Annotated in this window: 23 protein-coding genes; 8 read left to right on the forward strand and 15 right to left on the reverse strand. The window is 36.0% G+C overall.

Annotated features, from left to right (window positions below):
- Positions 1 to 95: 95 nt before the first annotated feature.
- Complete coding sequence (locus tag FXW34_RS14610) at positions 96 to 1,889, forward strand: TIGR04190 family B12-binding domain/radical SAM domain protein (protein WP_147534740.1); 1,794 nt, start codon at positions 96 to 98, stop codon at positions 1,887 to 1,889.
- A 48-nt stretch (positions 1,890 to 1,937) separates the two neighbouring features.
- On the opposite strand, the gene FXW34_RS14615 is transcribed toward FXW34_RS14610, so the two are convergent.
- Positions 1,938 to 2,285 (reverse strand): hypothetical protein, encoded by a 348-nt coding sequence (locus FXW34_RS14615; protein ID WP_147534741.1) that lies wholly within the window; start codon positions 2,283 to 2,285, stop codon positions 1,938 to 1,940.
- Between the two features lie 239 nt (positions 2,286 to 2,524).
- On the opposite strand from FXW34_RS14615, the gene FXW34_RS14620 reads away from it, so the two are divergent.
- A complete protein-coding gene (locus FXW34_RS14620) occupies positions 2,525 to 3,250 on the forward strand; it encodes a class I SAM-dependent methyltransferase (protein ID WP_147534742.1) in 726 nt (241 codons plus the stop codon).
- A gap of 50 nt (positions 3,251 to 3,300) precedes the next feature.
- Here FXW34_RS14620 and helD read toward each other — a convergent pair whose 3' ends face one another.
- The 4 genes from helD to FXW34_RS14635 all read right to left on the reverse strand — a co-directional run bounded on the left by helD (position 3,301) and on the right by FXW34_RS14635 (position 7,875).
- Entirely contained in the window at positions 3,301 to 5,622 is a 2,322-nt protein-coding gene (gene helD, locus FXW34_RS14625; RefSeq protein WP_147534743.1) for an RNA polymerase recycling motor HelD, read from the reverse strand.
- Between the two features lie 134 nt (positions 5,623 to 5,756).
- The gene (locus tag FXW34_RS14630; RefSeq protein WP_147534744.1) at positions 5,757 to 6,563 is read right to left on the reverse strand and encodes a GGDEF domain-containing protein; all 807 of its coding nucleotides are present in this window, start codon (positions 6,561 to 6,563) and stop codon (positions 5,757 to 5,759) included.
- A 296-nt stretch (positions 6,564 to 6,859) separates the two neighbouring features.
- The gene (locus tag FXW34_RS22985) at positions 6,860 to 6,997 is read right to left on the reverse strand and encodes a hypothetical protein (RefSeq protein WP_187118969.1); all 138 of its coding nucleotides are present in this window, start codon (positions 6,995 to 6,997) and stop codon (positions 6,860 to 6,862) included.
- Between the two features lie 158 nt (positions 6,998 to 7,155).
- Positions 7,156 to 7,875, reverse strand: a complete 720-nt coding sequence (locus tag FXW34_RS14635) for a YebC/PmpR family DNA-binding transcriptional regulator (RefSeq protein ID WP_147534745.1) — start codon at positions 7,873 to 7,875, stop codon at positions 7,156 to 7,158.
- Between the two features lie 246 nt (positions 7,876 to 8,121).
- On the opposite strand from FXW34_RS14635, the gene FXW34_RS14640 reads away from it, so the two are divergent.
- Together FXW34_RS14640 and FXW34_RS14645 are read left to right on the forward strand one after the other, a co-directional pair.
- Positions 8,122 to 8,601 carry a hypothetical protein gene (locus FXW34_RS14640; RefSeq protein ID WP_147534746.1) on the forward strand — a complete coding sequence of 160 codons (480 nt, stop codon included), beginning with the start codon at positions 8,122 to 8,124 and terminating at the stop codon, positions 8,599 to 8,601.
- Positions 8,602 to 8,767: 166 nt separating this feature from the next.
- A complete protein-coding gene (locus FXW34_RS14645; protein WP_147534747.1) occupies positions 8,768 to 9,937 on the forward strand; it encodes an MFS transporter in 1,170 nt (389 codons plus the stop codon).
- Positions 9,938 to 11,012: 1,075 nt separating this feature from the next.
- On the opposite strand, the gene FXW34_RS14650 is transcribed toward FXW34_RS14645, so the two are convergent.
- From FXW34_RS14650 to FXW34_RS14675, 6 genes are all read right to left on the reverse strand, one after another.
- Positions 11,013 to 11,993 (reverse strand): ABC transporter permease, encoded by a 981-nt coding sequence (locus FXW34_RS14650; protein WP_147534748.1) that lies wholly within the window; start codon positions 11,991 to 11,993, stop codon positions 11,013 to 11,015.
- Positions 11,986 to 12,897: an ABC transporter ATP-binding protein gene (locus FXW34_RS14655; RefSeq protein WP_147534749.1), complete on the reverse strand. Its 912-nt coding sequence runs from the start codon at positions 12,895 to 12,897 to the stop codon at positions 11,986 to 11,988. Before FXW34_RS14655 ends, FXW34_RS14650 begins: the two co-directional genes overlap by 8 nt.
- Before the next feature lie 12 nt (positions 12,898 to 12,909).
- Complete coding sequence (locus FXW34_RS14660) at positions 12,910 to 13,686, reverse strand: SGNH/GDSL hydrolase family protein (protein ID WP_147534750.1); 777 nt, start codon at positions 13,684 to 13,686, stop codon at positions 12,910 to 12,912.
- Between the two features lie 188 nt (positions 13,687 to 13,874).
- A complete protein-coding gene (gene ilvD, locus FXW34_RS14665; protein WP_187118970.1) occupies positions 13,875 to 15,554 on the reverse strand; it encodes a dihydroxy-acid dehydratase in 1,680 nt (559 codons plus the stop codon).
- Between the two features lie 217 nt (positions 15,555 to 15,771).
- Positions 15,772 to 16,002 (reverse strand): IDEAL domain-containing protein, encoded by a 231-nt coding sequence (locus tag FXW34_RS14670; RefSeq protein WP_246141067.1) that lies wholly within the window; start codon positions 16,000 to 16,002, stop codon positions 15,772 to 15,774.
- Between the two features lie 174 nt (positions 16,003 to 16,176).
- Positions 16,177 to 16,800: an NUDIX hydrolase gene (locus FXW34_RS14675; protein WP_147534752.1), complete on the reverse strand. Its 624-nt coding sequence runs from the start codon at positions 16,798 to 16,800 to the stop codon at positions 16,177 to 16,179.
- A 188-nt stretch (positions 16,801 to 16,988) separates the two neighbouring features.
- Here FXW34_RS14675 and FXW34_RS14680 point away from each other — a divergent pair, with 188 nt between their 5' ends.
- Positions 16,989 to 17,264: a YqhV family protein gene (locus tag FXW34_RS14680; protein ID WP_147534753.1), complete on the forward strand. Its 276-nt coding sequence runs from the start codon at positions 16,989 to 16,991 to the stop codon at positions 17,262 to 17,264.
- Positions 17,265 to 17,280: 16 nt separating this feature from the next.
- Here FXW34_RS14680 and FXW34_RS14685 read toward each other — a convergent pair whose 3' ends face one another.
- Both FXW34_RS14685 and FXW34_RS14690 read right to left on the reverse strand, forming a co-directional pair.
- The gene (locus FXW34_RS14685) at positions 17,281 to 18,315 is read right to left on the reverse strand and encodes a glycosyltransferase family 2 protein (RefSeq protein ID WP_147534754.1); all 1,035 of its coding nucleotides are present in this window, start codon (positions 18,313 to 18,315) and stop codon (positions 17,281 to 17,283) included.
- A gap of 18 nt (positions 18,316 to 18,333) precedes the next feature.
- Positions 18,334 to 20,010 carry a DUF6044 family protein gene (locus FXW34_RS14690; protein ID WP_147534765.1) on the reverse strand — a complete coding sequence of 559 codons (1,677 nt, stop codon included), beginning with the start codon at positions 20,008 to 20,010 and terminating at the stop codon, positions 18,334 to 18,336.
- Between the two features lie 234 nt (positions 20,011 to 20,244).
- Here FXW34_RS14690 and FXW34_RS14695 point away from each other — a divergent pair, with 234 nt between their 5' ends.
- Positions 20,245 to 20,874 (forward strand): LysE family transporter, encoded by a 630-nt coding sequence (locus tag FXW34_RS14695; RefSeq protein WP_147534755.1) that lies wholly within the window; start codon positions 20,245 to 20,247, stop codon positions 20,872 to 20,874.
- Here FXW34_RS14695 and FXW34_RS14700 read toward each other — a convergent pair.
- Both FXW34_RS14700 and FXW34_RS14705 read right to left on the reverse strand, forming a co-directional pair.
- Positions 20,860 to 22,242: an amino acid permease gene (locus tag FXW34_RS14700; protein ID WP_147534756.1), complete on the reverse strand. Its 1,383-nt coding sequence runs from the start codon at positions 22,240 to 22,242 to the stop codon at positions 20,860 to 20,862. The two genes, FXW34_RS14695 and FXW34_RS14700, sit on opposite strands and share 15 nt — an antisense overlap.
- Before the next feature lie 369 nt (positions 22,243 to 22,611).
- Positions 22,612 to 23,034: a hypothetical protein gene (locus FXW34_RS14705; protein ID WP_147534757.1), complete on the reverse strand. Its 423-nt coding sequence runs from the start codon at positions 23,032 to 23,034 to the stop codon at positions 22,612 to 22,614.
- 117 nt (positions 23,035 to 23,151) lie between these two features.
- On the opposite strand from FXW34_RS14705, the gene FXW34_RS14710 reads away from it, so the two are divergent.
- On the forward strand, positions 23,152 to 23,511 hold the full coding sequence (locus FXW34_RS14710; protein ID WP_425457436.1) for a YqzG/YhdC family protein: 360 nt from the start codon (positions 23,152 to 23,154) through the stop codon (positions 23,509 to 23,511).
- Between the two features lie 447 nt (positions 23,512 to 23,958).
- Positions 23,959 to 24,093, forward strand: a complete 135-nt coding sequence (locus FXW34_RS14715) for a BA3454 family stress response protein (protein WP_147534758.1) — start codon at positions 23,959 to 23,961, stop codon at positions 24,091 to 24,093.
- Positions 24,094 to 24,249: the final 156 nt, after the last annotated feature.

Below are 24,249 nucleotides of genomic sequence, written 5' to 3' on the forward strand. Positions count from 1 at the left end.
TTTTTATTACGATTAACACGTAGCAGATGTGAATAACATCACTTTAACTTTATTAGAATAATTTTTTACAAATTAACTCTCAGGGGTGAATATATATGAAATACGATTTAGTACTTTTACATGCACCAAGTGTTTATGATTTTCGTGAGAATTCTTTATTGGCAGGCCCAATCAGTGACGTAGTACCTTCTTCTCCAGTATTTGAAATGTACCCAATCGGGTTAACTAGTATTGCAGATTACTTGGAGCGCCATGGTCTAAGAGTAAAGATTATCAATATTGCTAACCGCATGCTGATGAATCCTAACTTTAATGTCGAGAAGAAACTAAAAGGAATTAAAGCAGCGGCGATTGGTATCGATTTACACTGGCTTCCACATGCACATGGAAGTATTGAACTGGCAAAGCTCACAAAGAAATTCCATCCTGAAACACCCATCATATTTGGTGGATTATCTGCAACTTACTATCACAAAGACCTAATTAACGACTATCCGTTTATTGATTTTGTCATGCGCGGTGATTCAACTGAGAAATTAATGCTTATGTTAATAGAAGAAATCAAATATGGGAAAAAGAACTATTTAGATATTCCGAACTTAACATGGAGAAATGAACAGGGAGAAACGATTTCTAACGATATCACCTATGTTCCTGATAGCCTAGATGAATTCGATGTTCCTGGTTACCGGTACTCCATAAAATCAGTATTCAAATATTTAAACTTTAAAGATCCGCTTCCATATAACGGTTGGTTACAATATCCAAACACTGCTATTTTAACAGCTCGTGGATGTACGCAAGGCTGCTTGATTTGCGGTGGTTCAAAGCTATCGTATGAACAAAACTGTAACAGACCAGGACTAGCATTACGATCACCTGCTAAGCTAGTTGAAGATATTCAATTTATTCAACGCTTTAGCCGTGCGCCAATATTCATTCTCCATGATATTCGTCAAGGTGGAAAAGAATATGTTGATGACTTTTTAGGACGTTTAAAGAAAATTAACTTAAAAAATGAATTAGTATTTGAGTTGTTCCAATATGCAGATGAGGAATTCTTCAAAAAGATTAACGATGCTGTGCCAAAATATAGCATGGAATTAACACTTGAAACACACGATGAAGGCATTCGTCGTTTTAACGGAAAATTCCGTTGTACTAATAAGAAGGTAATTGATACGCTGAATTATGCATTAAAACATGGTTGTGCAAAAATTGATTTATTCTTCATGGTCGGTATTCCTGATCAAGATTATGCAAGTGTCTTGAAAAACATCGATTTCGTTGAAGAAATTCATAATTCATGTAACCAAGACCGTCGCCTTTCATACTTTGTTGCTCCGCTAGCACCGTTCTTAGATCCTGCTAGCCCAGCATTCGAAAACCCTGAATTATACGGTTATAAAAAATTCTGTCATTCACTTGAAGATCACCGTGAGGCAATTAAGGCCCCATCTTGGAAATATATGCTTAGCTATGAAACAAATAAAATGACTCGCGACGAAATTGTTAATTCAACCTATGAATCTGCTAGTTTATTAAATGACTTCAAACTTAGATATAACCTGATCGATAAAGCTACACATGAAGATGTGCAAAGTAAAATTTCTGCTTCAATGAAATATATTGCACAAATAGATCATCTTATGACTTTGCCAGAAGCAGAAAAAACGGCTGAATTAGCGAAAATCAAAAAAGAGATTGAAGGAATTAATGAATACAGTATTTGTGGTGAGCACGAATTGAAATGGGAGGTTAAGAAGCATTACGCTGACTTTCTTTCACTTACAGTTGTTGGGATGGAGCTATTATTAGAGGATATTACTGTAAACCTCAAAAAACAGCTATCCTTCAAAACTCGCACTCAAGTAAATTTAGATAACTAATTAGTTAAGCCCCCACGCTTGATTCGTGGGGGCTTTTATTCAATACATTTAATTGGTTTTTTCTGTTTTTCCAGACATCATCAATATCGCTTCTTCATTTTGGGCGATCTTAGTCAATTGTGCATCTAAGCGTTTATGGATATACGCCAATTCTTCACTGCTTTGTCTTTTTGTCATTGGTAGAATAATATCCCGTTGGAATTGTTCGACCTTCTCAACAATTTCCTTTATATCTGTCAAATCAATTTGATTAACGGAAACGCGATGCTCGATACTATCCATTTTTTCCAGACGCGATAAACGTTGCTCTAAGCCCTGTATTGATTCATCAATTCTGGCTACGTTATTTTTTATTTCATGAACATTTTCAATTAACTGTTTAAGTAATTCCTCCATCGATGTCTCTCCCAACTGTAGTAACATAAAAGTATTTTAACACTGAATGGCATATATAGTTGTGAAGGTTTTATTACTTTTTAATGTATAAACAGTAGCAACCTAGAAATTGTATTCTCGACATTAACTAGCTTTTCCATTCCTACCCTATTCATACAAACAATGTAATAATCCGTCACTTCACGATGATTAAGGGTATAATAATGTTATGGAGTAAATTTCATTAGGAGGTAATTTCTATGAGCTTTTATCAGCAGCTTCATCAATATTATGATTTACTCTTTCCAGCAAATTTTGCTCAAATAGACTTCATCGAAAATAATTGTCAAGTAGGTTCACGAATGCTTGATATCGCCGCCGGTACGGGAAATCAAGCTATCCTCTTTGCGAAACGAGGCTTTGAGGTTACAGCTACAGATAGCGAAGCAGACATGGTTGCAAAAATGATTGAAAAAGCAAAGCTTGAAAACATACCTTTGCAAGCTTTAGTCCTACCAATGGAAAAAATCGAGCAGTTGGCTACTTCAAGCTTTGATGTCATTACGTGTATTGGTAATTCAATTGTCCATTTACCATCGCTTGAGGCAATTAGACTTATGATCAACGATGTATATAAAATGTTGGAGAATGATGGAACCTTCATTATCCAAACCGTAAATTATGACAAAATCATCGCAGAGCAGATTAAAGAGCTTCCCTTAATCACAAAACCGGATGGAATTCAATTCCAACGAACCTATGAATTCAGTGGGGAAAAAATACTCTTTACCGGAAAATTAACGGTAGAAGTCAATGGGGGTACGGAATCCTTTGAAAACACGGTTGAGCTTTATCCGCTTCAATCGTATGAACTAATCTCTGTATTACAAGAAGCGGGTTTCTCTGAAATAAGTTTATATGGTGATTTTACAGGGAATGAATATACAAGTTCTTCTCCAGCAATTGTCGTTGTAGCGAAAAAGTAAAGGCTGCTGATTATTAATCAGACAGCCTTTTGTCGTTTTACCTATAACTCTCAAATGTATTGATATTTATCTTCTGGTATGTCAGACATTAGTGGACTAAATTTGCTGATTGAAGCAATATGGAGATTATGCATCGCCCTCGTGCAAGCAGTGTAAAATAACTTTCGCTCACTTTCTTCTACATATTGCGATGAATCATAGATGATAACCGCATCGAATTCAATTCCTTTGGCTAAATAAGCTGGAATAATGACAACGCCATTTTCAAACGTAATCGTGCCTTTTTCAATCAAACGTAGTGATACATATCCTTTTAGCGCCTCGTACGTTTGCTTGCTTTCAAAAGCAGTTCGACATATTACCGCTATCGTTTCATGTCCGTTTTTTTCATAATCCTTAATTATATTTATTAGGCTTGTATGCAACAACTGCCGATTATCTACTACGTTAACTGTTGGTTTATTGCCAGGTCGATTGAACGGTATAATTTGCTGACCATTCTGGATTAGATAACTTGTAAGTTCAACTATTGGTTTCGTTGAACGATATGTTTGGTTTAAAACATAACTCGCAACAGATTCATTATTACTCTCCACTCGCTCCGCAAGCGTTTCTGTGTACCCGCTTGATTCGCTATAGATTCCTTGATTAATATCACCTAACAAGGTCATTTTGCTATAAGGAAACATGTTTTTTATAAAAGCAAACTGAAATGGCGAATAATCCTGGGCTTCGTCAATAAAGATATGACGGATGGAACTATTAGACCTTTTACCAAGTATTAAGTCTTGTAAAAATACAAATGGTGTCGCGTCCTCATAGAGGATTTTCTTTTGTTGGAGTTGTTCGAATGTCAGCTTGCTAATTGCTGCATAGTTTTCTAAAGTCGACTGACTCTGCATTAAAAATAGCTGTTGATAAATGGAAGCGATATCAACGAATTGAAAAGACTTAACCCGATTAAACAAAGGCTTCATCTTCTGCTTTACAAGCATTTCTGATAGTAAATGTTGTTCGCGATCGAAATCATCAAAGCTATTCTCCGAGTAATAGCCCTTTTCCTGTAGTTGCTCAAAAGCTTCTATAAAATCATCCTTATCAAGGAATTGCACGGCTTCTTCAACCCATTTTTTTTGTTGTTCTAGCTTTGACCTCTTTTTCAATTCCTTGAAGAGCCATTCCTTTACAAGTTGCAGACGATTAGGGATTGGATAGCTACGGTCCAAATTATAAAAATACTCATAAATTTGTTCCTTAGAAATGATGATTTTTTTTCTGAAAATGAGATGATTAAAAATTAATCCTTGTTGAGCTAATTCTTTTACGTGCTGTTCAATCATTTGTTTAAATTCAATACTACTTTTAAACCGAATACTAGTTAATCTTGTTTCATACTCATCGCTATTTTTCGCCGTTAAAATATATTCAATTTGGTCAAAAGAATCTTCTAGTGTAAATTCTTTGCTCAAGCGCTGGTCGAGATATTCTTGAAATGTACTTTGTTGCATATTCTCTTCGCCAAGCTCCGGCAATACGGTTGATACATAGCTATTAAATAATGGATTAGGTGAAAAAAGAATCATATTTTCTGGTGAAAGAGACTCTCGGTAACGATATAACAAATATGCAACTCTCTGCAATGCTGCCGAGGTTTTTCCGGAGCCAGCCACACCTTGAACTACCACAATTTTACTCTTTTCATTCCGGATAATTTCATTTTGTTCTTTTTGAATGGTTGCAACAATGCTTTTCATCTGGGTATCAGCGTTATTTCCAAGTACGGCTTGGAGCATTTCATCTCGAATTGTTACCCCTGAGTCAAACATTGCATGGATAATTCCTTTTTTTATCATAAATTGACGTTTTAGCGTCATTTCGCCACTGATGATTCCAACGGGGGTGTTATACTGAGCTGGACCAGGTGGGAAATCATAATACAGACTAGAAATGGGTGCACGCCAATCGTATATAAGGAATTCTTCATCAGCTTGATCCATAAACGAGGCAATCCCAATATAGATTGATTCAGAATGTTTTTCATCACGCTCCAAAAAGTCAATCCGGCCAAAATATGGTGAATTCTTCAATCGCTCCAGTGTTCTCAATTCCCGATTAATTTGCGTATGACTTCGCTCGCGTTCCCCTAACAATTCAGCATGTTGACGTAAACTTGTATGCGTCTCAATTACATCATCAGGCTCATCGAGGTTAACGGTGACATCATTCCAAAACGTTTCCCGTATTTCTTTAACATCGAGGCTTACATCTCCGCCTTTAGATTTAAGTTTAGCCATTTTCTCATCAATTTCTTGGATAATTGAGTTGACCCTAGCTTGTTCGGGCCCTTGTTCTACTTGTTGATTCTGACTCATCCAATCCCTCCCAAATACTATTTTTCACTTATCTTGACCAACAATATGTATGAAAAGTAATATATCCTCCTACTTTTGTAGGAGGATTAATAAAATTGATTATCAAATTATCGTACATTTTTGTCTTGATTTTGTTATGATTTTTCAATGACCATATAATTTTTTGAGTACACGTTCTCTAAATCCTCATGATAGAAAGCAAATGTGTTTTTTCCTTGTTTTTTTGCATAATACATTGCCTTATCAGCTCTTTGTATAAGTATTTCCTCTTCCTCTCCGTCTTGCGGAGCGATGCTCGCACCAATACTAGCAGTAACATGAATGAATTCATCATTAAAAGTATATGGCTTTGATACTTCGTTAATGATACGACTTGCAACTTCTGAAGCGTCTTTCAGATCACAATGATTTAGAACTACTATAAATTCATCTCCACCAAGCCTTGAAACTAGATCATCATCTCGTATACAACACTGAATACGGTTTCCTGCTTCTTTTAGTAGCATATCACCAATTTTGTGACCTGTGGTATCATTTACTTCCTTAAACCCATCCAAATCAATAAACAGAACAACAAGAGTCTGCTTGTTAAGTTGTAATTCAGTTATAGATTTTTTTAAAAAAGTGTAAAGATGGATGCGATTAGGCAAAGAAGTTAATTCATCATAGTAAGCCATCTGTTGCAATTTTTGTTGGAATTCCATTAATTCTCGATAGCTTTTTGATAACTGATGTTGCTTTATCACTAATTGCTTATGAAAATAGTTCGCTTTATCATATTGCATACCTAACCAATAGACAATGGTTGTCACTGCTATTAGTACTGATACGTCTATCGTTGTTCGAATCGTACTGTGGAGCGTAAGGTAATTGTAAACGCAGTATGGAATTCCAACTAATAAGCTAATAAAAGAAACGCTGAACCTTCCTCCATATTTCATGCGCTCACCACCATAAACATTAGTATTTTAAAATATTCAATTAATTTAAAAACTTCACTTAGTTATTTTAACATAATTAATGGTGGATTTATTCACTATTTGATATATATTATCGTAGAATCTTCATCTCTGATAATAGATTAGCAAATTCCGTACCGCTTAATTTTACCATGATCTAAATGGTTTTCTTATGTAAATAGAAACAACAAAAAAACCTGCCTCGTGTTAATTGTACCTGGCAGGGTTTTAGCCTTTGACTTCCGCTTCAATATCCGTGATAATCACATCCTAATTCATTAAAGATTTGTTTTACTGAATTCTGATAGTTGTTCATCGGTTAAATGTTTAATAAACATATTAAAGTTCATTGATTCCATCCCATAGTTTTCACAAGCCGATTTGTAGCTTTCATATGCCTGACGATAAATATCCATTTTCATCTCTCCCTTTTCGTTAACTGTTATATAACAATTTATTTTTGTTAATATTAATATATGACAGTTTGTAAACTTCGTCAATCATTTTTTGAAAATTTTTAATTATAAATAAAAAACAGACCCTTGTAATTGTACAAAAGGTCTGTGTTTATGTATTATTCCCCTAAATCAACGTTGTGATAAACACGTTGAACATCATCTAAATCTTCTAAAGCATCAATCATTTTTTCAAATTTTGCTAGTCCATCCTCTGGAAGTGTTACTTCACTTTGTGCCAGCATTGTAAGTTCCGCTACTGTGAATTCCGTTACACCTGCAGCTTTTAATGCTTCTTGAACAGCATGGAATTGGTCCGGTTCTGCATAGATGATTACTGCTTCATCTTCTTCAAGAATGTCGCGGACATCCACATCGGCTTCCATTAATATTTCTAAAACTTCATCAGATGTTTTTCCTTCTAACCCGATTACAGCAGTTGCATCAAACATATAAGCAACTGATCCGCTCACACCCATGTTACCTCCATTTTTCCCGAAGGCAGCACGCACGTCAGAAGCTGTACGGTTAACATTGTTCGTTAGAGCATCAACAATTACCATTGATCCATTAGGTCCAAAACCTTCATAGCGAAGCTCTGAGTAGTTTTCTTCAGAACCACCCTTTGCTTTATCTATCGCACGATCAATAATATGCTTTGGCACATTATAAGTTTTCGCGCGTTCAAGTACAAACTTTAATGCCTGATTCGCTTCAGGGTTTGGCTCGCCTTGTTTGGCTGCAACATAAATTTCAACCCCAAATTTTGCATAAATACGACTTGTATTCGCATCTTTTGACGCTTTTTTGTCCTTAATATTATTCCATTTACGACCCATCATGAACACTCGCTTTCAACATTGACTAATTACTGAGTGAATTGATTTCTAGGCTCTATTCACTGTATTATATTATACCGTATTTAATTGATTTGTTAAGTCTTTCATCATTAAAATGGAACAGGCCATATCATGTATGTTAGATCTTGCTAATTTCCTCGAAAAAATATCATCATCTGTTAATGGAATGAATTAGGTTTTTACCAATATGATTAATAACAACATCTATTTATGGGGGTGTAATTGATGAGCTTTTATCTCCCGTTTATTATAGGTATCATCTTAATCATTGGAATTGCTATTTATTCACTATTCTGGTTTACAAAGAAAAAAACTAATTCTGTGCGGAAAAAGATTTTATCAGGTGACAAAACTTACCTAGCTCATTGGACATATGATGATTCAATAAACTTTGCATCCTTTCAAGGAAAAGGAAGTGCTCTATCGTGGTACAATAAGAAGTTAGGAGACGTGAAAGAAGTTTTTATCTGTCCCGATGGTGTATTAATTGGCGATGTCATATTTTATAGCTGGAACCGCTTTGCTTATTTTAAAGCCCTTGAAATTACTAATGATATTCCCCCATGTATATTTGTTAAAATTGAATTTTCTGCAGGCGAAACAGAAACAATCGCCGAATTTAAAATTCCAATACCACCTGGTAAAGAACAAGAAGCTGAGGTTGTTCTGGATGCTTTATACGGAATAGTCCGCTTCAGTTATTAATAAAAAGCATTGAAAAAACAGAGCCAGCTTCTATAAATGGCTCTGTTTTTTTATTTTGAGATAGCAACATATTTATGTATTCAAAGCAAGACAATTCCATTATCTAAGTAAATATGATAAATTATGTTAATGATAATTAACGGATAAGTTAGGAAGTGAAACTTGCTTGAACAATAAAAATGCGATGTTAATCTTGTTTTTTGTGATGTTCCTAGTCATGGTTGGCTTTGGAATTATTATTCCTGTATTGCCCTTTTATGCAGAGGAGCTTGGTGCATCACCCACCGAATTAGGACTGTTAATGTCAGTATATTCAATTATGCAACTGGTATTTTCACCGATATGGGGGAAAGTATCGGACAGGATTGGTCGAAAACCTGTGTTATTGCTCGGGATTACAGGCCTTGCCTTATCATTTTATTTGATGGCAATCGCGGACAGTATTTGGATGCTCTTTGCAGCTCGTATTATCGGAGGAATACTATCATCAGCAAACATGCCAACTTCAATGGCATATGTTGCTGATATTACTACTCCTGAAAACCGAGGGAAAGGTATGGGAATAATTGGCGCTGCAGTGGGACTTGGGTTTGTTTTTGGACCGGCCATTGGCGGGATTTTTTCAAAAAACAGCTTGAGCTTACCATTTTATCTTGCCGCAGCTTCTTCGATTATTACACTCATACTAATTGTACTTTTCCTAAAAGAATCTTCAACTGCAGAAAGTAGATTGGAAAATGCCAAAAAAGAAACATCCATGTGGAAAGCGTTTAGTGGAAGTTTATCCATCTTATTTATTCTTCAGCTGTTTATTTCGTTATCATTGTCTGGATTAGAAGCAACATTTGCTTATTTTGCAGCTAAAAAAGCGGGAATGGATTCGACTGAAATGGGCTATGTCTTCATGATTATGGGTCTCGCTGGGGCATTCGTTCAAGGTGGGATGATGGGAAAATTAACAAAAAAATACGGGGAAGGACCTGTGATTCAAGGTGGTATCATTATTTCCGCGATTGGATTTGCCTTGATATTACTCATCGATGATTTTATTACAGCTGCTATTTTCTTAACGATATTTGGTATTGGAAATGGCGTAATTCGGCCGAGTATTTCATCTTTGTTAACTAAGCAATCAAATACCGGACACGGCAGTGCCACAGGATTACTATCGTCTTTTGATTCATTTGGTAGAATTGCGGGGCCTGTCCTTGGCGGTTGGCTATTCACGCTGTCTATAGGATTACCTTATATAATTGGAACTGTGTTATCCTTGTTAGCCTTGGTATTATATAGGGTCTATGTAACAAAAGATTCGAAACAGGCTGAAACAGCATAAAGTAACAAAAAGGCAGGCCTTTGGGTTTGCCTTTTTTATTACAAAAACAAAAAAATGAAGCTGACACATCTTGCAATATTATACATTTCGGCTCACATACCACTTATTCAGGTAACAAATAGATATATACAACCAGCCAATTGAAACCGTCGAGACAACAAAGAACCAACCGTCTTTAATGATGAACCAATTACTACGATAACAAACGTAATATAGCACATACAGAAATAGGATAACGACACTCTGCAAACTCCTTTTTACACCCTTTAATATGGAAATTATCAAAATCCAAGCGTAAACAATGAATTGTAACAATATCAGGGTAGAACGACTCCATATCGGATGATCAAAAAGACTGATATTAAATGTTTGAATTTCAGTTAATATCCATACTCCCCAAACCAGAAAAATAATATAGGTCGGAAATAGTCCAAGAAAAATATAAAAATAGTAGAAAACGGGTTTTAACCCTGTTTGTATTTTGTAATACATCCATTTAGAAATATAAATAAATATTGGGATCAACATTATCGTCATCCATGTCTTATACCAATTATGACTGTAAATCCCCAAGTATATAAAATATTCCTCAATACCACCGTATATGAAACCGAAGATAATTGCCCAATAAAACCTTAATTTAAGTATTATAAATAATAGACCTGTTGCCGAAACGGAAGTTTGAGAAAAAACATTCCCAGCGAGAATATCATCGTAAGCGAGAGGAGGATTTTTTAAAATGTATGGGTAATACTCATAGGAATCTAAGAATATTAGGATTACGGTTTCAAAGTTAAGTGTTAATCCTAAAATAGTTAAATAAAATGCGAGTGTGAACCATTTTCTTTTAGCTTTAGTAAAAACAATGATTAATTCAATTATTGTGACAATTCCGAGTAAAATGTACCAAAATGTGTTTGTCCAAAACGTGTCAATCATAATACCTCCATAATGAGATTAGAGTTTCATATACTATTGTTATACTTAACATCTTCAATTGGAATTATTCTTAATATTTCTTCTATCTTCATGTAAAAAACCTTGCACAATAATCGTGACAAGGTTTTTTGCAAAATTAATACACATCTTTTCGCGTAAATGTGAAAAATGAGACGAAAATCCCAGCAATTCCCCAAATCAATAACACCATCAGCGTAAAACCTAAGGTCATTCCCTCAATAGGTGGTGTTCCCCCAGTCAAGTACTGTGTTGGGGTTAAATTGACCATAAATAAATATTTGGCAGATTCCCATGACGAAACCATATTGGTTAAAATCATTCCTGCAATTAAGCAAGCTAGCATGACACCCATCCCTGCTGCTGTACTTTTGATTAATGTTGATAGCATGAATGAAAGCGTTCCTACTACTAAAGATACAAACCAGGCTAATCCAAACACCATTAATAAAAATTTCCATTGTGGAACAAGGTGGACACCCGCAGTGCTTAATTCTCCATTTTCAACCGTAAATCCAGTTAATATAGGAGCTGACCAACCGTTGTATCCAAACACAAGACCAGATATTAAATAAGACAATACAGCAAAGGCCATAATTAAAAATGAAACAGATAGTATTAATGTCATGTACTTACTAAATAAAATACGCCAGCGTTTTACCGGCCTTGTCAATAAAAGTTTTACAGTCCCAGCACTGTGCTCAGAAGACACAATATCTGAAGCAATAATCATCACCAATAATGGCAATAATAGCTGAATCGCATGCTGAAGAAACTCTCTAACGAACGTTGGTGCACCAGGCTCAGTCGGATTAATATCGTGGTCCAAATAATACTGCTGTTGTTCAATCGAGATTTGGAGCTGTTTCTTCCATTCCTCAGAAATTCCCGTGCTACTCAATCGATTTTGTTTGTTCACAATATCTTGCTGCAGCATTGTCCGCCAATCCCTTGTACCTAAAGTCTCTTGAATTCTATCTTGTTCGCGGTACTGTGCATATGTGAACATAGAAATCAGTACTGCCATAATCATGATTACGACAACCAGTTTCTTTTTTCGGACAATTTTGAGTAATTCATTATGGATGAGATTAATCAATATAATCCCCCCCTGTCATTTCCAAAAATAAATCTTCTAAAGAAGGTAGTTTTCTGTTCATTTCTAAGACTGTTACATTTGCCTCCACTAATTTCCGATTCCAATCCCCAACACATTCTTCTACATATGGGGTGATGATGAATTCACCTTCCTGCTTTACGACTTCTGTCATTTCATCAAGTAACTTAATGCCTTTTTGAATTGGATCCAATCTCCAAATTAATCGTTCTTGTTGTGTTAATAGATTATCTACTGTATCGGTTTTGATCATTGTTCCCTTTGAAATGATAGCAACCCGGTCACACATTAATTGGATTTCGCTTAGTAAATGACTTGAAACAAGTACACTAAGGCCTTCTTCCTCAGCTAAAAGGCGTATGAATTGGCGCATATCCCGAATACCGGAAGGATCTAATCCATTGGTTGGCTCGTCTAAAATTAGTACTTTAGGATTTCCTAACAAAGCTTGCGCAATCCCTAGTCTTTGTCTCATTCCTAGCGAGTATGTTTTTACTCGATCGTGAATTCTTTCTTGTAAACCAACTTTTTTTGTCACTTCAATAATTCGTTCATCACCAATGTTCGGTAACATCCCAGCGAAATGCTGTAGGTTCTCCCAGCCAGTTAAATACGGATACATCTCCGGGTTTTCAACAATGCACCCAAGAAATTCCATCGCCTTTGTAAATTCGGTTGCAACATTATGACCACAAATATAAATTGAACCTGATGTGGGTCGGATTAGGCCTACGAGCATCCGAATTGTTGTCGTTTTGCCAGCACCATTAGGCCCTAAAAATCCAAAAACCTCCCCTTTTTTAAGTTCAAAATCTATTCCCTTAATAATCTCCTTCTTTCCTATTACCTTTTTAAGTCCTTTGACTGACATTGTAATTTCGCTCATATGCTCCCACCTTTACAACGTAATTAATGAGGCAACCCGTTCGGCGATGAGTTGGTAGCCTTCAGTATTCGGATGAAACTTATCGGAAAATAAATAATCATTTACATTGAGCTGAAATAAATCAAAAGTTGGCACAAAAACAGTATTTGGAAAACCTGCGCTAATTTCGGCACTATTATAGTTCCATGCACGGACAACCTTGGATGTTTCAGCTGCATTTTCTAAATCGATAAACGGGTTATAAAGTCCAATAAAAAATATTTCAGCTTCCTTATTTACTGAACGAAGTTCTGTGAATATCGCCTGTAAATTTTGTGTATATGCTGACTCGATTGGCTGCAGACTTCCAGAGCTCATATCGGCAAGTCCTTCACCACCGCGAAACAAATCATTCCCACCAATTGTGATGAGCAGTATATCAGCATTTTCAACCTGTCTTTTTATTTCCTCCTGCTTAACCTGTTTAACTAACTGTTCAGAGCGCAAACCCTTAATCCCTAAGTTCGATAGGGCAAGTTTCCGCTCCGTTTTTTCCTCTAGCTGAGTCACTAAGTAGCCTACATAGCCCTTCCCTTCTAAATCGCCAGTTCCACGTGTTAGGGAATCACCTAAAGCCACAATTTGCACCCTATCCTTGTCCTTTTTTGGCTCTGTGTTTACAACTTCTTTCTTAATTGGTTTGCTCGGAGTATCAAAGTAATCGAATAAAGTTATACCAAGACCAACGATACATATAAGAGATGCTAACACCGATGTTATGGCAACGAGTAAGACCGATTTATTTCTCAAATTAGAATCCCAACCTTTCCAATAACTGTTTAGAAATTAATTGTCATTTATTAACCCTACAATAAACCATTATATCCTTATTTTTCCTAAAAGCAGAAAATAAATTGGTCATATTTTCTACATCATGCTAGATTTCAAAATAAAAGAGACCTGACTAATAAGCCAGATCTCTTGGGAACATTTCATAATTAAATTTTCATTACTCCACCTGTATTTGCGCTTGTTACAAGCTTTGAGTAACGAGCTAAATAACCTTTTTTCACTTTCGGCTCAAAGCCCTTCCAGTTTGCTTTACGTTTTGCCATTTCCTCATCAGAAATTTCAAGCGTAATTTTACGATTATTTAAGTCAAGCTCGATGATGTCTCCATCCTCAACAAACGCGATTGGACCACCTTCTGCTGCTTCAGGAGAAATATGACCGATTGAAATACCACGGGATGCACCTGAGAAACGACCATCCGTAATCAAACCAACTTTTGCTCCAAGTCCACGCCCTACGATTTGTGATGTTGGTGCAAGCATTTCTGGCATACCTGGACCGCCTTTAGGCCCTTCGTAACGAATGACAACAACATGTCCTTCCTGTACTTTTCCAGTGATAATTCCGGATAATGCTTGTTCTTGTGAATCAAAACAGATTGCTGGACCTCTATGGTATCCGCCAACCGCTGGATCAACCGCACCAACTTTAATTACGGCGCCATCTGGAGCAAGATTTCCGAACAATACTGCTAAGCCGCCGCGCTCGGAATAAGGGTTGTCTAATGGTCTAATGACTTCCTTATCTAGAATCTCAGCGCCAGCAACATTCTCCTGTAATGTTTTGCCAGAAACGGTTAGACAATCCCCTTTAATTGCATTAGGCAACTTAAGAAGCTCGTTGATGATGGCACTTACACCACCCGCTCTGTGCACGTCTTCAATATGATAATTTGATGCTGGTGCGATTTTTGCAAGATGTGGTACTCGACTGGCAATATCGTTGATTCGCTCTAGTGAATAATCAATCTCTGCTTCATGAGCTAGAGCTAATGTATGAAGAACGGTATTAGTCGATCCACCCATCGCCATATCTAATGCAAAAGCATTATCAATCGTATCAATCGTCACGATATCACGTGGTTTAATATCTTTTTTAATAAGTTCCATTAGCTGCTTTGCAGATTGTTTAACAAAATCTTTTCTTTCTTCTGCAACTGCTAAAATTGTTCCGTTTCCTGGTAAAGCTAGTCCTAGTCCTTCAGCCAAGCAGTTCATAGAGTTAGCAGTGAACATACCTGAGCATGAACCACAGGTTGGGCAAGCTACTTGCTCGATTTCTGTTAGTCTCTCTTCATCAATAAGACCAGATTGGAAAGCTCCAACGCCTTCAAATACAGAGTTTAGGTTGAGGGCGTTACCTGCAGCATCCTTACCTGCAGCCATTGGTCCACCACTAACAAAAATCGTCGGAATGTTAATCCGTAATGCAGCCATCATCATTCCCGGAGTGATTTTATCACAGTTTGGAATACAAACCATTCCATCAAACCAGTGTGCGTTCACAACAGTTTCAACTGAATCTGCGATGATTTCACGACTTGGAAGCGAATAGCGCATGCCGATATGTCCCATTGCAATCCCGTCATCAACACCAATCGTGTTCATTTCAAATGGAACACCACCAGCTTCACGAATTGCATCTTTGACAATTTTTCCAAACTCTTGCAGATGAACATGTCCTGGAACAATATCAATATATGAGTTAACAACAGCGATAAATGGTTTGTTGAAGTCCTCTTCTTTTACCCCTGCGGCGCGAAGCAAGCTGCGGTGCGGTGCGCGGTCAAAACCGCTTTTGATCATGTTACTACGTAATTCAGCCAATCTCATTACCCCCAATATTATTACTCTATTCAGTAAATTTTAAGTTTTTACTATTGTACCATTATTTTTAAATTATAAATAGATTTTACGACAACTCTTTTAGTTTTCGACTGATTTTTCATCTTAGGAAAGAAGTGGATGAGGAATTTTGTTGAGGGAATTTGGAGATTTGCACATGATAAAACCTAGTATAACTACTAGGTTTTAGACGATACTATTAAGCTGAAATTCGCTTTAATTCGTCGGTGAGTTTTAGGAATTCTTCCTTGTTTCCTTGAAGCAAGGAGTTATCGATTTCTTTTTTCAATTGTTGGATTCTAAAATCATTGAGGGACTTTTCGAGAAGCATTTCGACAACCATTGTGTCTGACGCACTAATATTTCCAGCATGACGTTTTGGGGCATTGTGGTGATTTTGTTTCATAAAATTTGGCATCTTATGATCCATTGAAATCAACTCCTTGTCCTTTTTTTAATTATATTATAGTTGCTTGAAAATTAAAACAGTTTTTTGATAATTTTTTGAAAATTTATAAATTTCATTTAATTTCCATTTTTTCCAAGAACAAAACGACTATGCAATGGCCTGTCCACTACTCCATCGCATAGTCGTTTTTATTTATTATTTATTAAATTTTATTAAATCTAGAAAATGATGTAAGATCCTAGCGGTTAATCCCCAAATCACCTTGTCTTCATACTTGTAAAAATATTCATCAATATGTGTTTTGTGCCAGTTGTAATTTTCGCCGCCAATGATTAAATCGAACGGAAATTCACGTTCTGGCTGAGCCAGAAGATTAACTTTATATATTTCAGGCTCCATGTTTTGAAAATAAGTTAACGGAACCGTAAATACTTCTGCAACTTCTGATTCATTTGGTTTTATTTGTTCGTCATTTTTGATTACACCTGCAAATGGATAAATGATTCTTCCTAATGCGTTGACCATATAATCCAGTGGTACTAGTTGGTGAATGTTATCCTTAGAGATTCCTAATTCTTCAGACGTCTCTCGTATTGCCGTATATTGCTCGTCCACATCCTCTGGATCGATTCTGCCTCCTGGGAAACATATTTCACCAGGCTGACGCCTCATGTTATATGCTCTGACCTCAAACAGAATGTGATAGCCATCCGTTTTTTCGATAAGTGGTAATAGAACAGCAAATTTTGAATAGTTTTCAGTATCAAGCATCATTGCATGCCGATTTTCCAGGTTCTTCAAAATTTTTTCAATTTCCATTTATCCTCCTCCACATCCCTATCTTTTTCTATTATTTATACTTCACTTTATACCATCTATATGACAAATGTTATCGTTTCTATCATATAGATACAAATAAAAAGCTTTATATTTAACCTCTAACATGTCCTATCTTATTCCATCGTGGCATATATATTTCAAGACTTAGTTATGAGGGGGAAGTTTTCATGGTTCAAATATTTGAAAAAGCCGTTATCGGTATGGCTCTGTTAAGAATGATCTCCGGAAGTATAGAACTCATCGTTGCTTTTTTTATCCTAAAATCTAATAGTATTGAAAAAGCATTAATTTTAAATAGTAGCCTAGCTTTAGTAGGACCAATTATTCTGATTCTTACAACTACAATCGGCTTAGTGGGTTTAGCTGAGAAAATTTCATTTATGAAGGTTGTTTGGATTTTTTCGGGTGTAGCACTTATTTTATACGGTGTAAAGAGTAGTTAGTCCATAACAACAAATGTCATTTTTGAAATTGAGTTAAATTCATATTCAAGTTTTCATCATTAAACCTTTTACTTCCTGTTGATTGAAAAGCAGTTTGTGGCAGTTGATACGTATTTATATCAATCACATATTTTGGCCGCCTTTTTGTCTCAATGTACATCTTTCCTATGTATTCACCGATTAACCCTATTGCGATTAATTGTAGACCACCTATTAGCCAGATAGAAGTAATTAGCGAAGTCCAGCCAGTTACTGTCGATCCATACATCTTCAACCAAAGGAAATAGACACCAAATACGAGACTTATAAAAAAAGCAATTAAACCTGAAAATAGAACTAACCGGATTGGTGTGATAGAAAAGGACGTTATTCCATCAAAGGCAAAAGAGACCATTTTTTTTAGTGGATATTTAGATTCACCAGCCAGACGTTCTTTTCTTGCGTAATAAACGGATGTAGCTTTGAAGCCAATCAATGGTACGATACCACGGAGGAATAAATTGACCTCCTCAAATTTTGACAGCTCATCCAGAGCTCTTTTGCTCATCAGTCGATAGTCTGCATGATTGTATACTAGTGAAACCCCAAGCTTTTCCATCAAACGATAGAAGCCCTGCGCTGTATTTCTTTTAAAAAAGGAATCAGTTTCTCGGTTATCTCGAACTCCATAAACAATTTCATAGCCTTCAGTGAATTTTAGTAAAAATTCACGAATCACTTCAATATCGTCTTGTAAATCGGCATCGATAGAAATCACACAGTCTGATCGATCTCTTGCAGTAAGTAAACCCGCTAATAAAGCCCGTTGGTGTCCAACGTTTCTGGCAAGCTTTACGCCTCTGATCCGTTCATTCCTTAAGCCTGCCTTATAAATAATCATCCAAGTATCATCTTTACTACCATCATCTACAAATAATAACTTACTTCGATTCGAAATTAACTTTTCTTCTATTAATCGTTTCATTAAGGCATCTAATTGATTCATGGTTTCATGAAGTACGGCACCCTCGTTATAACAAGGAATCACAATTGTCAGATTTGGTTCCATCATGTTTGCTTCCTCCCGGACTTAGCTGACTTTGTATAAGTAAATTTTCCATGCTGATGTTTTGGATTCAAATACCTTTTCTAACAATAGTCCCTTTTCACTCGCATTTAATATTTTCACACTGGAAAATAAGTACTGTCCGCCCATTTCCTTAAACGGCTCTAAGTTAAGGTTGATCGATTTTATTGTTTTCTTCGTATGCTTTTTAAACATATACGATTTGCCAAGTTCATTTGTGAAAAAATAGCACCTTCCTCCCCACTTATCAAAATATTTTCGAATTTTTTTATTTTTCTCTAATTCATTTGAAATGATTTTTCGAAATTCATGCTTATACTTCAGTGGATAAAAATTATTATAAGTATCAAGTGTATAGAAGCCATTATATTGGGCTATTGCCGGATGGAGTCCAACACTTGCGACCCGATACTCCTTAACAGGGCGGTTAATGTATTTTTTGATTTCCTGAAATTGATCTTCTGCATAGAATTGCTTCACACTCGGCTTCTTTTGATAAACAAATTCATCATTAAAAGATAACAACAAAATTACTTGGGCAGCTATGAGTAGCGGAGCTAAGTGTCTTTGTGATTTCCTATTCTCCCAAAGTATCTTTAAGGCGAGACCGAAACTTACATAAATCACTAATGGTCGCAAAAAGTGAAATCTTGCAAAATTGAACGTATCCATGAAATGAAATCTTTTTGTGAATGGTTGCCACCCTTCATAAAACCAAAAGGCATACCAAAGTGATAGAACAAAATTCAGAAAGAATAAGAACACAAAAGCTCGTTCTTCTCTCCATTTCTTATTTTTCCAAATCATATACAAACCGATAAAAAGCACAGGTAAAATGATGAAGGTGTGAACTGTCATCACATGTGTATGGCCTAATAGATAATTTTTAAAGGTCAGCCGAATGACTCGCCATAAGGGGAGTTCGGCGTGGAAATATTCATCGCGGCTGTTCGGCTCTGTTGAAAATAAAAACGAATATACCAATCGATACTCAACTAATAAATAGATAGATGTCATATAAACGAGTGCAAGCAAAAAACGGAGCTGTATTTTCTTTATTTTTAAACAATCCCACACCCAAAATATCCCCATTGCCGTTAAGAAAAAGAAAAAACCGAGAACAATGCTTGAATAAAACGGCAGTAATGATAACACTACAATGTTTTTCCAAGTTCTAATACCTCTCCTAATATTTAGAAACGTCCATAATGCGAGCGGCATTCCTAATGTACTAAGCATACCCGAAGGCCAAAACGGAGTTAATGCGAAAGCTAGTGCAACACCTACTTGGATAAGTAGGTACTTTTCCTCCTTCAAGAAGTGATCCTTTAACAATAAGTACATTCCGATAAAGGCAAATAACCTAGTTATTGCTTGGCTTAAGCCATAAGCAATCATCGTTGGAAATAAAGCATAAAGCCAAACGATGCCACTAAACTCGGATCCGAATGCATTACGTGGTAAACCATTAATGATTTGCGGAATCGTCGCATTGAAAGACCCAAATAATTGTCCGCTCTTAGCTAAAACCTTATACCAGGCTATATTGGAGTCTAAATTATCATGGACGCGGATGTGCGCGTTCTCCCCTAAAATAAATAGAGGCGACAAATAAATGCCCATTACAACTAATGCGATAAACACATAAATCTTTTCTTTTTTTTGCAAAATTCCTTTCATCATACACCTCACCAGTCACGTTGGTTAACTAGCTTGATTTAAAGACTGTTTTTAAGGTTTACTAAAATGAAAATATTATTCAAAATTACAGAAAATGGAATTAAACGAGCTGTCATATTAACAGCTCGTTTTACATTTCTGGGAAAATTAAAAATATTTCCATTCCATTGTCGTACAAGCCACATTTGCTGAATAAACTGTACGAGCACTGTATAATGCAGGAGGAATGCCTATATGTCTACCTTTATTAGCTATGTATTTTTAGGATTATCATTAGCTGCACCAATTGGACCTATTAATGCAGCACAACTTGAAAAGGGAATTCGCAATGGTTTTTTTCATTCCTGGTTCGTAGGATTGGGTGCGATTATAGCGGATGCATTTTACATGGGTTTGGTTTACTTAGGTTTTGTGCATTTTTTAGAAAAACCAATTATTCAAGCGTTTCTTTGGTCGTTCGGATGTTTTGTCCTCATCTACACGGGCGTTGAGAGTCTTATCGGAGCAGGAAAAATCAGTACGAAACAGTCCCGTGTTTCCGAGCCACTATCGAAATCATTCCTTTCCGGATTCTTCATGTCCATTTCCAATCCTTTGACGATATTATTTTGGCTCGGAATTTACGGTTCTGTTTTAGCAAAAACAGTTTCAAACTACAATATGGATCAATTAATACTTTATAGTGGTGCGATGTTTAGTGGTTTATTGATTTGGGACCTTTCAATGGCACTGCTTGCAAGTACGTTTAGACAGTTTTTATCACGTTCGTTGTTGACTTCAATTGCCTATTTATCTGGATTATCGCTAATTGGTTTTGGTATTTATTTTGGCATTGAAGCAATAAAGACATTATTTTTCTTTTAGTACTAATTTTTCAAAAACTGGTTTTGTTCGCGAGGAACCACCTTTTTTCTTGGCAAAAAAGTGAATCATGAGCGAAACGATTCCAATAAATATGACAAAGCCAATACTCACGAGAAAGCCTGGACGGATAGAATCTTGGAAAAGCGTTCCACTGACTGCTAATAAAATAAATACCATTCCAATAAAACGTTTAAGCTGGTCCCATAGTGTTAGTTTGATTAACCTTTGAACCGACACCAATACGAAAAGCCAGTTATACAAAAGCATTAAGCCCGCTGCGGTTGTGATATATTCATAAATCGTATCAGGCATAACCAGCGCTAAAACAATCGACGTAACCAAGCCGGCAACCGTCAGAAACATAGCATACATAGGGACTTTTAATTTACCCTGTTTCGCGAAGAGCTTAGGAGCATCTCCATCCTCCGCTAACGTAACAAGCATACTAGTTACTGCAAATAATGATGCGGACATGGTTGAAAAACCTGCGATGATGAGAGCCCCATTAAAAACATGAGGAAAAAATCCAAGCTTATAATTTCCCATTGCAATGACAAAGGGGCTTTCTTTTGCGTTAAAATCCTGCCAAGGAACCATTGTAACAGCTAAGCCTATCGATATGAGATAGATAGTGGTTAACAAAATAATCATGATTTTGCCAGCTTTAGCGGCATCTTTTTTATTTCGCAAACGGACCGACATAATCCCCATAATCTCAATTCCGCCAAAGGCATAAAAGGCAAAAATTAAAGCAGACCACAAACCTTTAAACCCTGCTGGAAAATAATCATTCATTTGCTTAGGTGTACGAAAGACTTCTTTTCCTACATCTAGCATGCCAAATAAACCGGCTCCAGCCAAAATAATAAACATAAATATCGCGGCAATTTTTACAACAGCAAATACGTTTTCCATTCTTTCAAAACCTTTTGTGCCGGTTAAGACCACTATAATACCTAGCACTGCGTAGATTGATGCAAAAACCCATAGAGGCAAATGAGGAAACCAAAATTTTGTAAAAATCGATAAAGCTGTTAACTGACTACCCATTATCAATAATTCTGAAAACCAATAAACCCAACCACTACTAAATCCGGCCCAACGGCCAAAAGCTTTTTTAGCGTACGAGCGAAATGAGCCCTTTTGTGGATCCTTTGCATACATTTTGGACAGAGCATCAAACACCACATACGTACCAATTGCTGCGACAATAAATCCAAAGATCATTGATGGTCCTGTCATTTTAATACCAAGACCTGAACCCAAGAAATAACCAGTTCCTATGATACAACCAACACCAATTAATGAAAGCTGCCACCATTCAAGTGGTTTTTCATTTTGTTGACTGCCGTTCGCTTGCTTTGCCATTAGGATCCTCCTATATTTGTTAAATCTGAAATTGAACATAATTTTATTCGTACTGCCTTCATCTTTTTCTATAATTTCCAAACAATAAAAAAAACAGCATAAATAGCTGTTTTAGGTTTTTGGAATGATTAAGAAATTTTCCCATTTAATAGACAGTTTTTCCCTATTTCCGCTTTACATCGCAGTGATTTTCCATTATTATTACATTTAGTGTATGAAATGGGCGAATTGAAATGATAATAACTTTAATTATCTTAATATTAGACAAATTCCGACTTTAAAATAGGAATATTGTCTTATTTTGCGCTTTCCCGAGAAATAATAGTTGGAAAATTCACTACTTTCCCAGCTCATTTTTGTAATTCACGATTAACGACTACCTTTATTGGAAATCGCATCTTCAAAAGGCGCATAAAATATCCCGCTTGGAGCTAAATATTCGCTCTCCTGCTCTCGCACCTCATCATTTACTGTATATTCACCTGGAGGGAAATAATCAAATAAGCCACTTGTACTGTGAAGAAGAATAAAACTTTCATTAAGTTCATCCATCAGTTCCTTATAGCTATCATAATCTATAATTTCTCCTTCTTCATCTAACTCAAAATTTTCCCTAACCGCATCGTAAAAATCATCATGATTGGTTGATGCAATATAAAGATCCACATCCAAACAATCTAGGCATAATAAGATTTCTTCCTCCTTAATACGGTCATATGATCGTTGAACCATTTCAGTTAAGAATTTTAAGATCTTATCTGGGTTACTAAGTTTCATTTTTGTCTTTAGCATTTATCATTACCTCCCAAACATGTCATCTTTTAGCTAAGGTAGTTGCATATATTTCCGGTTCTTACTCATGTTAAATAGAAACTGCTCCATACTAATAGTACTATACCGGAAAGGACGATGAAATTGAATATCCTTGTGAAGTACTTCATCATTTTTATCATATCTTTTACTACTTTATGCAGTATGTTTCCTGTAAATAGTTCAAATGCTCGAAATATTGAATATGAGCAGAAACCTGTACCTGCCTATGCAAAATGGGGCAGTTTAGCAATGAAAGAAACAAAACAAAAATATCCAAATGCACAGATTATTGATTACTTACATGTTGGAAGAATCGTAAATCCCAACAGTTCATCAGAAACCTTCAAGCTTTGGCTAAGAGAAGGACAGCGAGAATTTGGCGTGTATATTACAATTGAATTTGACACAAAAACTGAAAAACTTCTCCGTTTAACTTTCAAGGAAACTTCTCGCTAGGCATACTGTAAAATAGAAACAAACAAAAATAATTCTACATAAAAATCGAATTTAGACACTGTTTTTTTTATCAGTGTCTATTTGCTGCCTCTTTAGTCAATTATTCTTCCGACAAAATAAATATAAAAGTATTTTTATCCGACAAATCGCGCGTTTTAGGCGTATACAAGGTAATTTTTTTGTCGAGCGTATGTTCTTGATTATCTTATTTATCGGTCATATACTAGTTACAATAACTTGATGTATCACAGTTTTGTAAGCTTTTTTCCTTAGAAGGGTTCCTTCGAATTTTTGAAAACCACTCTTTTACAATCCTTTTTAGGGCCTAATGGTCCGAAGCTGTTTTCCTCATTTTGCGGACATGTTTCCGTATCGCAAGAAGATTTTCTTTTCGTAAAAAATCTTTCAAAGACAAATTAAATGTTATTTAGAAGGGAGAAATTTTTCATGATTAAAGTGACTGTAACAATTAACTACCGGGGTAAAAATTATGTAACAAATGTATTAACAAATAAGGAAACCGGTGAAGACACAATCAAACAAATGGCATTCGAACAAGTAAGAAAACAGTGGGACAGATAAAATCGAAAAGCGTAAGCGGCTTGCCCAGGGGTGACAGCGTATAATGGTAAATAAGTCAACCACCCTTTTTCTTTAAAAAAGACCGATTTTAAGTAAAACCCCCATTTTCCATTTTTAGGAAGGTTCAACCATCACAGAAATTATTTTAGAGCTCCT

The sequence above is a fragment of the Bacillus marasmi genome (genome assembly GCF_902168435.1).
GTDB lineage: Bacteria > Bacillota > Bacilli > Bacillales > Cytobacillaceae > Bacillus_BU > Bacillus_BU marasmi.